Below are 15,237 nucleotides of genomic sequence, written 5' to 3' on the forward strand. Positions count from 1 at the left end.
GGGTGCGGAGACGGACGGACTACTCCCCGGAGAGGCCCTGTTCCAGTACCCGGCCCTCGCCCGGCGCCAGGGTGCCCAGGATCCGCTCCAGATCCTCCATCGAAGCGAACTCGACGGTGATCTTGCCCTTCTTCTGCCCCAGGTCCACCTTCACCCGGGTCTCGAACCGGTCCGAGAGGCGGGTCGCCAGCTGACTGAGCGCCGGAGCGACCCGGGTGCCCGCGCGCGGACCCTTCGGCTTCACCGTGCTCGCCGGCTCGGAGCCCATCAGCGTCACGATCTCCTCGACCGCACGCACCGACAGGCCCTCGGCGACGATCCGGTGTGCGAGACGGTCCTGCTGCTCGGAGTCCTCCACCGACAGCAACGCCCGCGCGTGCCCCGCCGACAGGACCCCCGCGGCCACCCGGCGCTGAACGGGTCCGGAGAGCCTCAGCAGGCGCAGGGTGTTCGAGACCTGGGGACGCGAGCGTCCGATCCGGTCCGCCAGCTGGTCGTGCGTGCACTTGAAGTCCTGCAGGAGCTGGTCGTACGCGGCCGCCTCCTCCAGGGGGTTCAGCTGTGCCCGGTGGAGGTTCTCCAGGAGCGCATCCAGCAGCAGCTTGTCGTCGTCCGTGGCCCGGATGATCGAGGGAATCCGCTCCAGCCCCGCCTCACGGCAGGCACGCCAGCGTCGCTCACCCATGATCAGTTCGTACCGGCCCGGGGCCGTCTGCCGTACGACCACCGGCTGGAGCAGACCCACCTCCTGGATGGAGGTCACCAGTTCCGCCAGGGCATCCTCGTCGAAGACCTCACGCGGCTGACGCGGATTCGGCTTGATGGCGTCCAGCGGAAGCTCAGCGAACCTCGCCCCCGCTGCCGGGTCGGCCTCCGCGTTCGCCGGGGCCGGCACCCCGGCCGCCGATGTTTCACGTGAAACATCGGCGGCGACCGCCGAAGGTGCCACCTCCTGCGCCGGCACGGCGATCTTCGCCGCGGCGATGCCCCGCTCGGACGCCAGAGTCGACACCGCCGACGGGGACGTCGCCCCGGCCCCGGCCATGGGCGTCGCTTCCTGGGGAGCCGCCGGGATCAGCGCGCCGAGCCCCCGTCCCAGACCCCTACGTCGCTCACTCACTGGATCCCCTCCGCCATGCTCTGCGTGCTGTTCATGCCCGCGCCCGGATGGGCGTCCTGGGCGTCGTAATGGATTCCGGCTCCCCGTAGGGCCATCTCCCGCGCCGCCTCCAGATAGGAGAGGGCACCGCTGGAGCCCGGGTCGTACGTGAGAACCGTCTGCCCGTAGCTCGGGGCCTCCGAGATGCGCACCGACCGCGGAATGCTGGTGCGCAGCACCTCCTTGCCGAAGTGGGTGCGCACCTCCTCCGCCACCTGGGAGGCGAGCCGCGTCCTGCCGTCGTACATGGTCAGCAGGATCGTCGAGACGTGCAGGTTCGGGTTCAGATGGGCCCGCACCAGGTCGACGTTGCGCAGCAGCTGCCCCAGTCCCTCCAGCGCGTAGTACTCGCACTGGATCGGGATCAGCACCTCCGCGCCCGCGACCATGGCGTTCACGGTCAGCAGGCCCAGGGAGGGCGGGCAGTCGATCAGGATGTAGTCGAGCGGCTGCTCGTAGGCCTGGATGGCCCGCTGGAGGCGGCTTTCGCGGGCCACCAGGGAGACCAGCTCGATCTCCGCGCCGGCCAGGTCGATCGTGGCCGGGGCACAGAACAGCCCTTCCACGTCCACCACGGGCTGGACGACCTCCAGGAGGGGCCTGCTGTCCACGAGCACGTCGTAGATGGAGGGCACTTCCGCGTGGTGGTCGATACCCAGGGCGGTCGAGGCGTTGCCCTGCGGGTCGAGGTCGATCACCAGGACCTTGGCGCCGTGCAGGGCCAGCGAGGCCGCCAGGTTCACGGTCGTCGTGGTCTTGCCGACGCCGCCCTTCTGGTTGGCCACCACCATGATCCGGGTCTGTGCGGGCCGCGGCAGAGCGGCGCCGGTCCGGCCGATCGTCCCGACCGCGAGCTGGGCGGCCTGTTCGACGGGGGTGTCCTCGTGGTCGTCGTTGTCGACGAGGGGCGGAGCCAGGTGGCTCGCCCCGGCAGAAGACGGCGATGTTTCACGTGAAACATCCTCGCCCGGGGATTCAGAGCGGGGACCGGGGACCGGATCGGCCATCGGCCCCGCAAGGTTGGCGTCGGACCGCACGGTGTCACTCTCCTCGGCAGTGGGCTCGCGATGAACAGAGCCTGCCATGTCACCGGGGTCGCGAACCAGCGGGGCCCGTACTCCTGTGGATGAATCCACCGTTGTGGACAACTCCGTACCCCCCGCGCCCTTGCGGGGGCGGGGGGCCGCAGCAGCACGGCCGCGGCTGATGATTCCGTGCAGCAGAGAGCGATGTTTCACGTGAAACACGATGCCCGGACGGAGTCTTCAGGCCGCTACGACACTCCGAAATCCATACCTATAGGGCCCAACAGCCCGAAAGGGACAAGATCAACGGCGTCGGCGGACCCGTCCCACCCGGGCGGCCTTAGCCCGCTTGGCCGCGAACCTCACCCCACCGGGGCTTTCTCCGACCTCCACCCGGACCACCGTGGACAGGGGGTCCACGACGCCCTCTCCCACCTGGAGCACCGAGGTCTTCACCACACCGAGCTTGCTCAGCGCGACCTTCGCCGCCACCAGCTCCTCCTCGGCTGTGTCGCCCTTGAGCGCCAGCATCTCCCCGTACGGACGCAGCAGGGGGACGCCCCAGCCGGCCAGCCGGTCGAGCGGCGCCACGGCACGGGCCGTGACCACGTGCACCGGCTGGACCTTGCCGAGTACCTCTTCGGCCCGGCCGCGCACCACGGTGACGTGGTCCAGCCCCAGCAGCTCCACGGCTTCCTGGAGGAAGTTCGTACGGCGCAGCAGGGGCTCCAACAGGGTGATCTTCAGGTCCCGGCGGACCAGTGCGAGCGGGATGCCGGGCAGACCGGCCCCGGAACCCACGTCGCAGACGGTGACGCCCTGGGGCACCACCTCGGAGAGCACCGCGCAGTTCAGCAGGTGCCGCTCCCAAAGGCGGGGAACCTCACGCGGCCCGATCAGACCGCGCTTGACCCCCGCATCCGCCAGCAGCTCCGCATACCGCACAGCTTCCGGGAAAAACTCACCGAACACCGCGCGCGCCTCTTCGGGCGCCGGGGGAAGCTCAGCTGCCTCCGTCACGGGGACCGTCCTTCCGTACAGAACCGCTCACGCCAATACCGTGCCGTTCACATGTCAGGCTTACAAACATCGGCCCCGCCTGCGACACAGACGGGGCCGACGCACAACGTTCCGGTCAGGCCGGAAGCACAACGACGAAGCGCTGCGGCTCCTCGCCCTCGGACTCGCTCTTGAGACCGGCAGCCGCCACGGCGTCGTGGACGACCTTGCGCTCGAAGGGGGTCATCGGCGCCAGCTTCAGCGGCTCGCCCGAGGACTTCACGTCTTCGGCGGCCTTGGCACCCAGCGCCGCGAGCTCCTCGCGCTTCTTGGCCCGGAAACCGGCGATGTCCAGCATCAGTCGGCTGCGGTCCCCGGTCTCGCGGTGCACGGCGAGGCGGGTCAGCTCCTGCAGAGCCTCCAGGACCTCACCGTCGCGGCCCACGAGCTTCTGCAGGTCGCGGCCGGCGGAGTCGCTCACGATCGACACCGCGGCACGGTCGGCCTCGACGTCCATGTCGATGTCGCCGTCCAGGTCCGCGATGTCCAGCAGACCCTCAAGGTAGTCGGCCGCGATCTCACCCTCCTGCTCCAGGCGGGTCAGGGTGTCGCCACTCTCAGCGGCGGCGGTGGTGGTGCCTTCCGTCACGGGAGGGACTCCTTCTTACTTCTTGGAGGGCTTGCTGGGGGGCGTCTGGCGCTTCGACTTCGTCTGCCGCTTGGGCTGCTGCCGCTTCGTGGCGACACCGCCGCTCGCCGCGTCCGCATCGGCGGTGGCTTCGGAACTCTTCATCACGGAGCCGTCCGCCTGCGCGGCCATGCCCTGCTTCGTCAGCGCGGTGATGAACTTGCGCTCGTTGTCGTTGCGGTCCGGGCCCTTGGCCACGATCGCCGCGACGATCTTCTTCTTGCTCCGGCCCTTGACGTTCCCGTGGGTGGAGACGTGCTTCAGGAGACGGGTCAGGTACTCGTCCTGCGCCTTGCTGCCCGGCGTCGGGTTCTGGTTGATCACGTACATCTGCTGGCCCATGGTCCACACGTTCGTGGTCAGCCAGTAGACGAGGACACCGACGGGGAAGTTGATGCCCATCACCGCGAAGATCAGCGGGAAGATGTACATCAGCATCTTCTGCTGCTGCATGAACGGCGTCTTGACCGAGAGGTCGACGTTCTTCGCCATCAGCTGGCGCTGGGTGTAGAACTGCGACAGCGACATCAGGACGATCATGACGGCGGTCACGATGCGCACGTCGGTGATCGAGGCGCCCAGCGAGGCGGCCTTCTCGGCGCTGTCCGTGAACTTCGCGGCCAGCGGGGCGCCGAAGATGTGCGCCTGGCGGGCGCTCTCCAGCAGGGACTGGTTGATCACGCCGATGGTCTGGCCGTTGGCGATGGCCGAGAGCACGTGGTACAGCGCGAAGAAGAACGGCGACTGCGCGATGATCGGAAGGCACGAGGAGAGCGGGTTGGTACCCGTCTCCTTGTACAGCTTCATCATCTCTTCGGACTGGCGCTGCTTGTCGTTCTTGTAGCGCTCCTGGATCGCCTTCATCTTCGGCTGGAGCGCCTGCATGCCCCGCGTCGCCTTGATCTGCTTCACGAAGAGCGGGATCAGGCAGATACGGATCAGTACCACCAGGGACACGATGGACAGGCCCCAGGCCCATCCACTGTCCGGGCCGAAGATCGCGCCGTACAGCGAGTGGAACTGGACGATGACCCATGACACGGGGGTGGTGATAAAGCTGAACAGACTGGCAATCGTGTCCACTAATCAGGCTCCTTGAGCATTGCGAGATCTACGCAACGCACTGCGCAGCTGCTCGTGCCAACGCGGGCGTTTCCGGGGTGGGACATGATCCACACCACCCGGGGACCACGGATTGCACCGCAGGATCCGCCAGGCGGTCAGAACCGTCCCCTTCACCGCACCATGCCGGTCGATGGCCGTGAACCCGTAGTGCGAACACGACGGGTAATAGCGGCACACCGGCCCGAGCAGCGGACTGATCGTCCACTGGTACAGCTTGATCAAGGCGAGCAGCGGGTACTTCATCGAGCGACGCCTCCCAGTAGCCGCGCCAAGGCGGCGTCCAGGTCACGAGCCAGCTCGTCGACGCCGGCATCACCCGCTCCGGGCAGGGCCCGCACCACCACCAGGCTACCTGCGGGCAACTGCGCCAGCCGGTCGCGGACGAGGTGACGCAGGCGACGCTTGACCCGGTTGCGGACGACCGCTATGCCGACGGCCTTGCTGACGACGAAACCCGCACGCGGCGAGGGATCGATCTCCCCCGGCGCGTGCGGGTCCGTTGCACCGCTGGTACGTAGGTGGACGACGAGGAGCGGGCGTCCTGCCCGCCGACCCCGTCGTACCGCGCTCGCGAAGTCTTCACGCCGCCTCAGCCGATTTTCGGGAGACAGCACAACGTCACGACCTGCGCGTTGTTACGCGGAGAGGGCGGCGCGGCCCTTGCTGCGACGGTTCGCGAGGATCGCGCGACCGGCGCGGGTACGCATCCGCAGACGGAAGCCGTGGGTCTTGGCACGACGGCGGTTGTTCGGCTGGAAGGTGCGCTTGCTCACTCGGGGGCTCCAGAGAATGAATCGTGTGTGGCGTTACATCGCCTGGCTGTCACCGTGCGCCCACGAGGAACTCGCGTGTTCGCCCGAGTGGACACCGCTAAACGATCACAATCAGTGATCTTCGCCCATCGGTAGGCAGGCGGCAGCAGCCATCGACAACTCGACCTCGTTACGGTACGCGCGGCTACGCCATCCGGTCAAACCGAGCCCTCCCTGCCGCACACTGTGCACAGGCTGTGGACAACGACTTGAACCCTACCCACCGGCCTGACTACCGTTGCCTGATCCCGGATTTTTGTCCCGACCGTCCCAAAGAACCACACATTCGTGGGACCGGGACCTGTGAGAGAGCGTGCTCTGTGGCTGACGTACCTGCCGATCTTGCCGCAGTGTGGCCACGCGTGCTGGAGAAGCTGCTCGGGGAGGGTCAGCAGGGCATCGAGCCCAAGGACAAGCAGTGGGTGGAGCGGTGCCAGCCGCTGGCCCTCGTGGCCGACACCGCCCTGCTCGCCGTCCCCAACGAATGGGGCAAGCGGGTCCTCGAAGGCCGCCTCGCCCCGCTCATCAGCGACGCCCTCAGCCGCGAGTGCGGCCGGCCCATCCGGATCGCGATCACGGTGGACGACTCCGCCGGCGAACCCGCGCCCCCGGCGCCGTCGCCTTCGGGCCAGCGCGAGGGCTACGAGCCGTACGGCGGCCAGCGCCCCGGCGGCCACACCGGCCCCGGCGGCGAGGACCAGCTCCCCACCGCCCGCCCGGCCTACCCGGAGTACCAGCAGCAGCGCCCCGAGCCCGGCGCCTGGCCGCGCGGCGGCCAGCAGGACGACTACGGCTGGCAGCAGCCGCGCCTGGGCGGTTTCCCCGAGCGCGATCCCTACGCCTCCCCGCAGCCCGGCTACCTCCAGCAGCAGGAGCCCGGCGGCTACGAACAGAACTCCTACGACCAGGGTTCCTACGAGCAGCAGCAGTACGAGCAGTCCCCGTACGAATCCCAGAAGTACGAACAGCAGAAGTACGAACAGCAGCAGTACGAGCAGCCCGCCCCGCGCCCGGCCCCCGGCCGGCCCGCGCCCCCGCCGGCCCCGTCCGGCGGTTCCACCTCGGGCCCGCTGGAACCGACCGCCCGGCTGAACCCCAAGTACCTCTTCGACACCTTCGTCATCGGCGCCTCCAACCGGTTCGCGCACGCGGCCGCGGTGGCCGTCGCCGAGGCGCCGGCCAAGGCGTACAACCCCCTCTTCATCTACGGGGAGTCAGGCCTCGGCAAGACGCACCTGCTGCACGCCATCGGGCACTACGCGCGCAGCCTCTACCCGGGCACGCGGGTGCGGTACGTGAGCTCGGAGGAGTTCACCAACGAGTTCATCAACTCCATCCGCGACGGCAAGGGCGACGCCTTCCGCAAGCGCTACCGCGAGATGGACATCCTGCTGGTCGACGACATCCAGTTCCTCGCGAGCAAGGAGTCGACGCAGGAGGAGTTCTTCCACACCTTCAACACGCTCCACAACGCCAACAAGCAGATCGTGCTGTCCTCCGACCGGCCGCCCAAGCAGCTCGTCACCCTGGAGGACCGGCTCCGCAACCGCTTCGAGTGGGGCCTGATCACCGACGTCCAGCCGCCCGAGCTGGAGACCCGTATCGCGATCCTGCGCAAGAAGGCGGTCCAGGAGCAGCTCAACGCCCCGCCGGAGGTCCTGGAGTTCATCGCCTCCCGCATCTCGCGCAACATCCGCGAGCTGGAGGGGGCGCTGATCCGCGTCACCGCCTTCGCGAGCCTCAACCGCCAGCCGGTCGACCTGGGACTGGCGGAGGACGTCCTCAAGAACCTGATCCCGGGCGGCGAGGACAGCGCGCCCGAGATCACCGCCTCCGACATCATGGCGGCCACCGCCGACTACTTCGGGCTCACCGTGGACGACCTGTGCGGCTCCTCGCGCAGCCGCGTCCTGGTCACCGCCCGGCAGATCGCCATGTACCTGTGCCGCGAGCTCACGGACCTGTCGCTGCCGAAGATCGGTGCCCAGTTCGGCGGCCGCGACCACACCACCGTCATGCACGCCGACCGCAAGATCCGCGCCCTGATGGCCGAACGCCGCTCCATCTACAACCAGGTCACGGAGCTCACCAACCGCATCAAGAACGGCTGACGCCGGCCCCCGGCAGCGGCGTCAGGGGACTCCGCGACCCCGGGCAAACCCCCAGACAGGGCGCTCCCGGATTGAACCGGGGGCGCCCTTCGTCGTCCGTGCGCCCCCACCTTGTTCGAATACGCCCCCCAGCGAGGAAGTCATCCACAGATTCCCCGACTTTCTTCCGTCCACAGCCTGAGGACAGTTCTCGTCGCCCACAATCTGTCCACAGGAGCGCAGGTTGAGGGGCCATCAGGCCAGGTCAGCCGCCTGTGGAATTGTGAGCAAGGATCATCCACAGCCTGTGGACAGAAAATTCGTCCACAGGCTCATCCACTCCTCTGTCCACCGGAGACCCACAGGTTCCTGCGTCCTGTGCACAGGACGCAGGCGGTTCTCCACACCGTTGTCCACTGTTCGGCAACGAGCCACCCCCGGTCACCGTCGCGAGTGAAAGCCGTCACACGGATGTCGACGTTTGGTGTGTGGACCGCTGGGGAAAAGCTGGGGACACAGCTGTGGAGTAGTACGGGTCACCTGGGGACGGCCTGTGCAGAAGTTTTCGTTCTCCACAGAGACACCGTGTTGTCCACCGGTGCCGCCCACAGGGTGTGGGGATAAAAAACGCGGGCTGACCTGGGAAAACGGGCTTATCCACCGTTTCCACAGGCCCTACTACTACCCCCATGGAGAGTTAGGCCGGTTTCGGTTTTCAAGCAGGCCCTGTGCACAACTCGTCGATCGGCCGTCCCGACGCCTCGCTCCCGACTTGACCGCCAGCCGCGACGAGTGTCGGCGCCGTACGTCAGACTGGTCCCCGGCATCGGTCGAGGCATCGACGAGCCGACGACGAAGGCCGGCAGACGAGCGAGCAACAGCAGGAGGCGGTTCCGGTGAAGATCCGGGTGGAGCGCGACGTACTCGCGGAGGCGGTGGCCTGGGCTGCACGCAGCCTCCCGGCCCGGCCGCCGGTGCCCGTGCTCGCGGGCCTGCTGCTGAAGGCCGAAGAGGGCACCCTGTCCCTCTCCGGCTTCGACTACGAGGTCTCGGCCCGGGTCTCCGTCGAGGCGGACGTCGAGGAGGACGGCACCGTCCTCGTCTCCGGCCGGCTCCTCGCCGACATCTGCCGCGCCCTCCCCAACCGCCCGGTGGAGATTTCCACAGACGGTGTACGGGCGACCGTGGTCTGCGGCTCCTCCCGGTTCACCCTCCACACCCTGCCTGTGGAGGAGTACCCGGCCCTGCCCCAGATGCCGACCGCGACCGGCACCGTGCCCGGCGAGGTCTTCGCCTCCGCCGCCGCCCAGGTCGCCATCGCCGCCGGCCGCGACGACACGCTGCCCGTGCTGACCGGTGTCCGCATCGAGATCGAGGGCGACCGCGTCACCCTGGCCTCCACCGACCGCTACCGCTTCGCGGTCCGCGAGTTCCTGTGGAAGCCGGAGAACCCGGACGCCTCGGCCGTGGCCCTGGTGCCCGCCAAGACCCTCCTGGACACCGCCAAGTCCCTGACCAGCGGCGACACCGTCACCCTGGCGCTCTCCGGCTCCGGCCAGGGCGAGGGCCTCATCGGCTTCGAGGGCGCCGGCCGCCGCACCACCACCCGCCTGCTCGAAGGCGACCTGCCGAAGTACCGCACCCTCTTCCCGACGGAGTTCAACTCCATCGCCGTGATCGAGACCGCGCCCTTCGTCGAGGCCGTCAAGCGCGTCGCCCTGGTGGCGGAGCGCAACACGCCGGTCCGCCTCAGCTTCGAGCAGGGCGTCCTCATCCTGGAGGCCGGGTCCAGCGACGATGCACAGGCTGTGGAACGCGTCGACGCGAAGCTGGAGGGCGACGACATCTCCATCGCCTTCAACCCGACCTTCCTGCTCGACGGCCTGAGCGCGATCGACTCCCCCGCGGCCCAGCTCAGCTTCACCACGTCCACCAAGCCCGCGCTGCTCAGCGGCCGTCCGGCGGTGGACGCGGAGGCCGACGAGGCCTACAAGTACCTGATCATGCCGGTGCGCCTGTCCGGCTGACACCCCGCGCACACCGACGTCGGGCCCGGTCTCGCAGCCTGCGGGACCGGGCCCGACGCCGTGCGGAGCAGGCCCCGCACCACGGCCCGGCGTAGGCTCGGATCCGGTGGGCCACCCCCGAACCCGGGGAGCCCCGGCACAGCCAAAGACGGCCACAACGCGTAAGGAAGCACCTGATGGAGCTCGGTCTCGTCGGTCTCGGCAAGATGGGCGGCAACATGCGCGAGCGCATCCGCCGCGCAGGCCACACCGTCATCGGATACGACCGCAACCCGGACCTCGCGGATGTCCACAGCCTGCGGGAACTTGTGGACAGCCTGCAGTCCCCCCGCGTGGTGTGGGTGATGGTCCCCGCCGGTGCGGCCACGCAGTCCACCGTCGACGAGCTGGCGGAGCTGCTCTCGCCCGGCGACATCGTCGTCGACGGCGGCAACTCGCGCTGGACCGACGACGAGAAGCACGCCGAGGAGCTGAAGGCCAAGGGCATCGGCTTCGTCGACTGCGGTGTCTCCGGCGGCGTCTGGGGCCTGGAGAACGGCTACGCGCTCATGTACGGCGGCGACGAGAAGCACGTCGCCGCGGTCCAGCCGGTCTTCGACGCCCTCAAGCCCGAGGGTGACTTCGGCGCCGTGCACGCCGGCAAGGTCGGCGCGGGCCACTTCGCGAAGATGGTCCACAACGGCATCGAGTACGCCATGATGCAGGCGTACGCCGAGGGCTGGGAGCTCCTGGAGAAGGTGGACTCGGTCACCGACGTCCGCGAGGTGTTCCGGTCCTGGCAGGAGGGGACGGTCATCCGCTCCTGGCTGCTGGACCTCGCCGTGAACGCGCTGGACGAGGACGAGCACCTGGAGCAGCTGCGCGGCTTCGCGCAGGACTCCGGCGAGGGCCGCTGGACCGTCGAGGCCGCGATCGACAACGCGGTGCCGCTGCCGGCGATCACCGCCTCGCTGTTCGCCCGCTTCGCCTCGCGCCAGGACGACTCCCCGCAGATGAAGATGATCGCGGCGCTGCGCAACCAGTTCGGCGGCCACGCGGTCGAGAAGAAGTAGCCCACCGGGCGACACCGCTCCACAGCACGACAGCACGACAGCACCACAGAGCAAGCAGCAGGAAGCCGGGGGAGGTCGGCGCCGTATGCACGTTTCGCATCTCTCGTTGGCCGACTTCCGCTCGTACGCCCGGGCCGAGGTTCCCCTCGCCCCGGGCGTCACCGCTTTCGTGGGCCCCAACGGCCAGGGCAAGACCAACCTCGTCGAGGCCATCGGCTACCTGGCGACCCTGGGCAGCCACCGGGTCTCCTCGGACGCCCCGCTCGTGCGGATGGGCGCGGACCGGGCCGTCGTCCGGGCCGCCGTCACCCAGGGCGAACGCCAGCAGCTCGTGGAGCTGGAACTCAACCCGGGCCGCGCCAACCGGGCCCGCATCAACCGGTCCTCGCAGGTCAGGCCCCGGGACGTGCTGGGGATCGTGCGGACCGTGCTGTTCGCCCCCGAGGACCTGGCCCTGGTCAAGGGCGACCCGGGGGAGCGCCGCCGCTTCCTGGACGAGCTCGTCACGGCCCGCTCCCCGCGCTTGGCGGCGGTCCGCTCCGACTACGAACGGGTCCTCAAGCAGCGCAACACCCTGCTGAAGTCGGCGGCGATGGCGCGCCGGCACGGCGGCCGCTCCATGGACCTGTCCACCCTCGACGTGTGGGACCAGCACCTGGCCCGGGCGGGCGCCGAACTCCTCGCCCAGCGCCTCGACCTGATCGCGACCCTGCTGCCGCTCGCCGACAAGGCCTACGAGCAGCTCGCACCCGGCGGCGGCCCGCTCGGGCTGGCCTACCGGTCCTCGGCCGGGGAACCGGTCGACAGCGGGGAGGCGCGCACCCGCGAGGCGCTCTACGAGGTCCTGCTGGCGGCCCTGGCCGAGGTGCGCAAGCAGGAGATCGAACGCGGCGTCACCCTCGTCGGACCGCACCGGGACGACGTCCTGCTGCGCCTGGGCGACCTGCCCGCGAAGGGGTATGCCAGCCACGGCGAGTCCTGGTCGTACGCACTGGCGCTGCGCCTGGCCTCGTACGAGCTGCTGCGCTCGGAGGGGGCGGAGCCGGTGCTGATCCTGGACGACGTCTTCGCGGAGCTCGACGCGCGCCGCCGGGAACGGCTCGCGGAACTGGTGGCCCCGGGCGAGCAGGTCCTGGTGACGGCGGCGGTGGACGACGACGTTCCGGGGGTGCTGACCGGCACCCGGTTCGCGGTCTCCGGCGGTGAGGTGACCCGGCTGTGAGCACGGGCGGGAACGGACAGGACAAGCCCAGGACCCCGGAGCCGTCCGGGGTGGACCTGGCGCGGCAGGCGCTGGCCGCCGCGCGCGAGCAGGCCCGCGCCCGAGGGAACGCGGTGAGCGGGCGCCAGCGCCACCGGCAGCCGGGCCTGCGCTCCGGCGCCCGTGCCGACGGCCGGGACCCGATGCCGCTGATGGCGGCCCTGGACCGGCTGCGGACGGAACGCGGCTGGGAGATGCCGATCGCGGTGGCCGGGGTGATGGAGCGCTGGGCGGAGATCGTCGGCCCGGAGATCGCCGCGCACTGTGAACCGGAGCGCTACGAGGACCGTGAGCTCCTCGTACGGTGCGACTCCTCGGCCTGGGCCGCCCAGCTGAAGCTGCTGGCCCCGCAGCTGGTGGCGCGGCTCAACGCGGACCTGGGCCAGGGCACGGTCCGGCTGATCAAGGTGCAGGGTCCCGGTGGCCGGCCCAAGCGGCACGGCCCCTGGCGGGCCCCGGGCAGCAGCGGACCCGGGGACACCTGGGGCTGACAGCCCCGGCCCGCCCCGCCCCGGCCCGCCCGGCCCCGAGGCCACGTGCCGGTGCCGCCCGGCCGCCGTCCGTACGGGCCGGCCCCAGGCGGTTTCCGGCCCTTTCCGCCCCGCGCGGGCCCCTTCTCCCCGGCCCCGCGCCCCTCCCGCGCGCCGCCGGACCCGGCCCCGCCGGGTGCGGTGTCCCTCACGGTAGCCGCGGGTTGACAGGCCGAAGCGCTGGATGCCCGCGTGAGCCTCTTGGAGCCCCACCCCGAATATGGGGAGTCGGAGAGAGGAGGTTCAGGGCGGCACATGCGGACTCAGGTACCGGCAAACCCCCATTCATGTCAGTGGTACCGGTAGACTGGAGACAATCCCGCCGGATTCGCGGGGTGACACCGACAAACGCAGACAACGCAGATCGACGCGGCCGCTCCCCCGGCGCACATGCTGGTCCGGAGTACGGGCTGCGCTGTGCCAGAAAGGGCGCTTCGTGGCCGATTCCGGCGACTCCAACGAGAAGAATTACGACGCCAGTGCGATCCAGGTCCTTGAGGGCCTGGACGCGGTCCGCAAGCGGCCGGGTATGTACATCGGCTCGACGGGTGAGCGTGGTCTGCACCACCTCGTCTACGAGGTCGTCGACAACTCGGTCGACGAAGCGCTGGCCGGTCACGCGGACACCATCGACGTCACGATCCTCGCCGACGGCGGGGTGCGCGTGGTCGACAACGGCCGCGGCATCCCGGTCGGCATCGTGCCGTCCGAGGGCAAGCCGGCCGTCGAGGTCGTCCTGACCGTGCTGCACGCGGGCGGCAAGTTCGGCGGCGGCGGCTACGCCGTCTCCGGCGGTCTGCACGGCGTCGGTGTGTCCGTCGTGAACGCCCTGTCGACCAAGGTCGCGGTCGAGGTCAAGACGGACGGCCACCGCTGGACCCAGGACTACAAGCTGGGCGTCCCGACGGCCCCGCTGGCCAAGAACGAGGAGACCGACGAGCACGGCACGTCGGTGACGTTCTGGGCCGACGGCGACATCTTCGAGACCACCGAGTACTCCTTCGAGACGCTGTCGCGGCGCTTCCAGGAGATGGCCTTCCTCAACAAGGGCCTGACCCTGACGCTGACCGACGAGCGCGAGTCGGCGAAGGCCACGGCGGGCGCGGACGACCCGGAAGCGGACGTGGCCGAGCCGCAGGCGCGCACGGTCAAGTACCACTACGAGGGCGGCATCGTCGACTTCGTGAAGTACCTGAACTCGCGCAAGGGCGAGCTGATCCACCCGACCGTCATCGACGTCGAGGCCGAGGACAAGGAGCGCATGCTCTCGGTCGAGATCGCGATGCAGTGGAACTCGCAGTACACGGAGGGGGTCTACTCCTTCGCGAACACGATCCACACGCACGAGGGCGGCACCCACGAGGAGGGCTTCCGCGCGGCGCTGACGGGTCTGGTGAACCGTTACGCGCGCGACAAGAAGCTGCTGCGCGAGAAGGACGACAACCTCGCCGGCGAGGACATCCGCGAGGGTCTGACGGCGATCATCTCGGTCAAGCTGGGCGAGCCCCAGTTCGAGGGCCAGACGAAGACCAAGCTGGGCAACACGGAGGCCAAGACCTTCGTGCAGAAGGTCGTCCACGAGCACCTGAACGACTGGTTCGACCGCAACCCGGTCGAGGCCGCGGACATCATCCGCAAGTCGATCCAGGCGGCCACGGCCCGCGTCGCGGCTCGCAAGGCCCGTGACCTGACCCGCCGCAAGGGTCTGCTGGAGAGCGCCTCGCTGCCGGGCAAGCTGTCCGACTGCCAGTCGAACGACCCGACCAAGTGCGAGATCTTCATCGTCGAGGGTGACTCCGCCGGCGGCTCGGCGAAGTCCGGCCGCAACCCGATGTACCAGGCCATCCTGCCCATCCGCGGCAAGATCCTGAACGTCGAGAAGGCGCGCATCGACAAGATCCTCCAGAACACCGAGGTCCAGGCGCTGATCAGCGCCTTCGGCACCGGTGTGCACGAGGACTTCGACATCGAGAAGCTCCGTTATCACAAGATCATCCTGATGGCGGACGCCGACGTCGACGGCCAGCACATCAACACCCTGCTGCTGACCTTCCTCTTCCGCTTCATGCGGCCGCTGGTCGAGGCCGGGCACGTCTACCTGTCCCGCCCGCCGCTGTACAAGATCAAGTGGGGTCGCGACGACTTCGAGTACGCGTACTCGGACCGCGAGCGCGACGCCCTGGTCGAGCTGGGCAAGCAGAACGGCAAGCGGATCAAGGAAGACTCGATCCAGCGCTTCAAGGGTCTGGGCGAGATGAACGCCGAGGAGCTGCGCGTCACCACCATGGACGTGGACCACCGCGTGCTCGGCCAGGTCACCCTGGACGACGCGGCGCAGGCCGACGACCTGTTCTCGGTGCTGATGGGCGAGGACGTCGAGGCCCGGCGCTCCTTCATCCAGCGCAACGCCAAGGACGTTCGGTTCCTCGACATCTGAGTCGGTCTCCGCTGACCGCTTGAAAGGACTTC

14 protein-coding genes are annotated in these 15,237 nt (G+C 69.3%); 6 read left to right on the top strand and 8 right to left on the bottom strand.

What is annotated here, in order from left to right; genetic code table 11:
* Positions 1 to 19: 19 nt before the first annotated feature.
* The 8 genes from SLAV_RS19060 to rpmH all read right to left on the bottom strand — a co-directional run bounded on the left by SLAV_RS19060 (position 20) and on the right by rpmH (position 5,769).
* The gene (locus SLAV_RS19060; RefSeq protein WP_030225199.1) at positions 20 to 1,120 is read right to left on the bottom strand and encodes a ParB/RepB/Spo0J family partition protein; all 1,101 of its coding nucleotides are present in this window, start codon (positions 1,118 to 1,120) and stop codon (positions 20 to 22) included.
* A complete protein-coding gene (locus tag SLAV_RS19065) occupies positions 1,117 to 2,244 on the bottom strand; it encodes a ParA family protein (protein WP_078950078.1) in 1,128 nt (375 codons plus the stop codon). Before SLAV_RS19065 ends, SLAV_RS19060 begins: the two co-directional genes overlap by 4 nt.
* A 243-nt stretch (positions 2,245 to 2,487) precedes the next feature.
* Complete coding sequence (gene rsmG, locus SLAV_RS19070; protein WP_030225196.1) at positions 2,488 to 3,204, bottom strand: 16S rRNA (guanine(527)-N(7))-methyltransferase RsmG; 717 nt, start codon at positions 3,202 to 3,204, stop codon at positions 2,488 to 2,490.
* 115 nt (positions 3,205 to 3,319) lie between these two features.
* Positions 3,320 to 3,832, bottom strand: coding sequence for a Jag family protein (locus SLAV_RS19075; RefSeq protein WP_030225194.1), 513 nt, complete (start codon positions 3,830 to 3,832; stop codon positions 3,320 to 3,322).
* A 15-nt stretch (positions 3,833 to 3,847) separates the two neighbouring features.
* Positions 3,848 to 4,954 (bottom strand): membrane protein insertase YidC, encoded by a 1,107-nt coding sequence (gene yidC / locus SLAV_RS19080; protein ID WP_030225192.1) that lies wholly within the window; start codon positions 4,952 to 4,954, stop codon positions 3,848 to 3,850.
* Between the two features lie 3 nt (positions 4,955 to 4,957).
* The gene (gene yidD, locus SLAV_RS19085) at positions 4,958 to 5,239 is read right to left on the bottom strand and encodes a membrane protein insertion efficiency factor YidD (protein ID WP_078950077.1); all 282 of its coding nucleotides are present in this window, start codon (positions 5,237 to 5,239) and stop codon (positions 4,958 to 4,960) included.
* Entirely contained in the window at positions 5,236 to 5,610 is a 375-nt protein-coding gene (gene rnpA / locus SLAV_RS19090; protein WP_078950076.1) for a ribonuclease P protein component, read from the bottom strand. The genes yidD and rnpA overlap by 4 nt, the downstream gene beginning before the upstream one ends.
* Positions 5,611 to 5,631: 21 nt before the next feature.
* Positions 5,632 to 5,769 carry a 50S ribosomal protein L34 gene (rpmH, locus tag SLAV_RS19095; RefSeq protein ID WP_018547628.1) on the bottom strand — a complete coding sequence of 46 codons (138 nt, stop codon included), beginning with the start codon at positions 5,767 to 5,769 and terminating at the stop codon, positions 5,632 to 5,634.
* 401 nt (positions 5,770 to 6,170) lie between these two features.
* On the opposite strand from rpmH, the gene dnaA reads away from it, so the two are divergent.
* From dnaA to gyrB, 6 genes are all read left to right on the top strand, one after another.
* Positions 6,171 to 7,919, top strand: coding sequence for a chromosomal replication initiator protein DnaA (gene dnaA, locus SLAV_RS19100; RefSeq protein WP_030225191.1), 1,749 nt, complete (start codon positions 6,171 to 6,173; stop codon positions 7,917 to 7,919).
* A gap of 875 nt (positions 7,920 to 8,794) precedes the next feature.
* Complete coding sequence (gene dnaN, locus SLAV_RS19110) at positions 8,795 to 9,925, top strand: DNA polymerase III subunit beta (RefSeq protein ID WP_030225190.1); 1,131 nt, start codon at positions 8,795 to 8,797, stop codon at positions 9,923 to 9,925.
* A gap of 176 nt (positions 9,926 to 10,101) precedes the next feature.
* The gene (gene gnd, locus SLAV_RS19115; protein WP_030225189.1) at positions 10,102 to 10,977 is read left to right on the top strand and encodes a phosphogluconate dehydrogenase (NAD(+)-dependent, decarboxylating); all 876 of its coding nucleotides are present in this window, start codon (positions 10,102 to 10,104) and stop codon (positions 10,975 to 10,977) included.
* Positions 10,978 to 11,062: 85 nt separating this feature from the next.
* The gene (gene recF, locus SLAV_RS19120; protein ID WP_030225188.1) at positions 11,063 to 12,199 is read left to right on the top strand and encodes a DNA replication/repair protein RecF; all 1,137 of its coding nucleotides are present in this window, start codon (positions 11,063 to 11,065) and stop codon (positions 12,197 to 12,199) included.
* Entirely contained in the window at positions 12,196 to 12,729 is a 534-nt protein-coding gene (locus SLAV_RS19125; RefSeq protein WP_030225187.1) for a DciA family protein, read from the top strand. Before recF ends, SLAV_RS19125 begins: the two co-directional genes overlap by 4 nt.
* Before the next feature lie 454 nt (positions 12,730 to 13,183).
* Positions 13,184 to 15,205, top strand: a complete 2,022-nt coding sequence (gene gyrB / locus SLAV_RS19130) for a DNA topoisomerase (ATP-hydrolyzing) subunit B (protein WP_030225186.1) — start codon at positions 13,184 to 13,186, stop codon at positions 15,203 to 15,205.
* Positions 15,206 to 15,237 lie beyond the last annotated feature (32 nt).

It is taken from the genome of Streptomyces lavendulae subsp. lavendulae (genome assembly GCF_002803845.1).
Lineage (GTDB): Bacteria > Actinomycetota > Actinomycetes > Streptomycetales > Streptomycetaceae > Streptomyces > Streptomyces lavendulae.

Bases quoted from the DNA above. Each gene is read 5' to 3' on its own strand.
- SLAV_RS19065 (WP_078950078.1), bottom strand. From the start codon at position 2,244: ATGGCAGGCTCTGTTCATCGCGAGCCCACTGCCGAGGAGAGTGACACC.
- yidD (WP_078950077.1), bottom strand. From the start codon at position 5,239: ATGAAGTACCCGCTGCTCGCCTTGATCAAGCTGTACCAGTGGACGATC.
- recF (WP_030225188.1), top strand. From the start codon at position 11,063: ATGCACGTTTCGCATCTCTCGTTGGCCGACTTCCGCTCGTACGCCCGG.
- gnd (WP_030225189.1), top strand. From the start codon at position 10,102: ATGGAGCTCGGTCTCGTCGGTCTCGGCAAGATGGGCGGCAACATGCGC.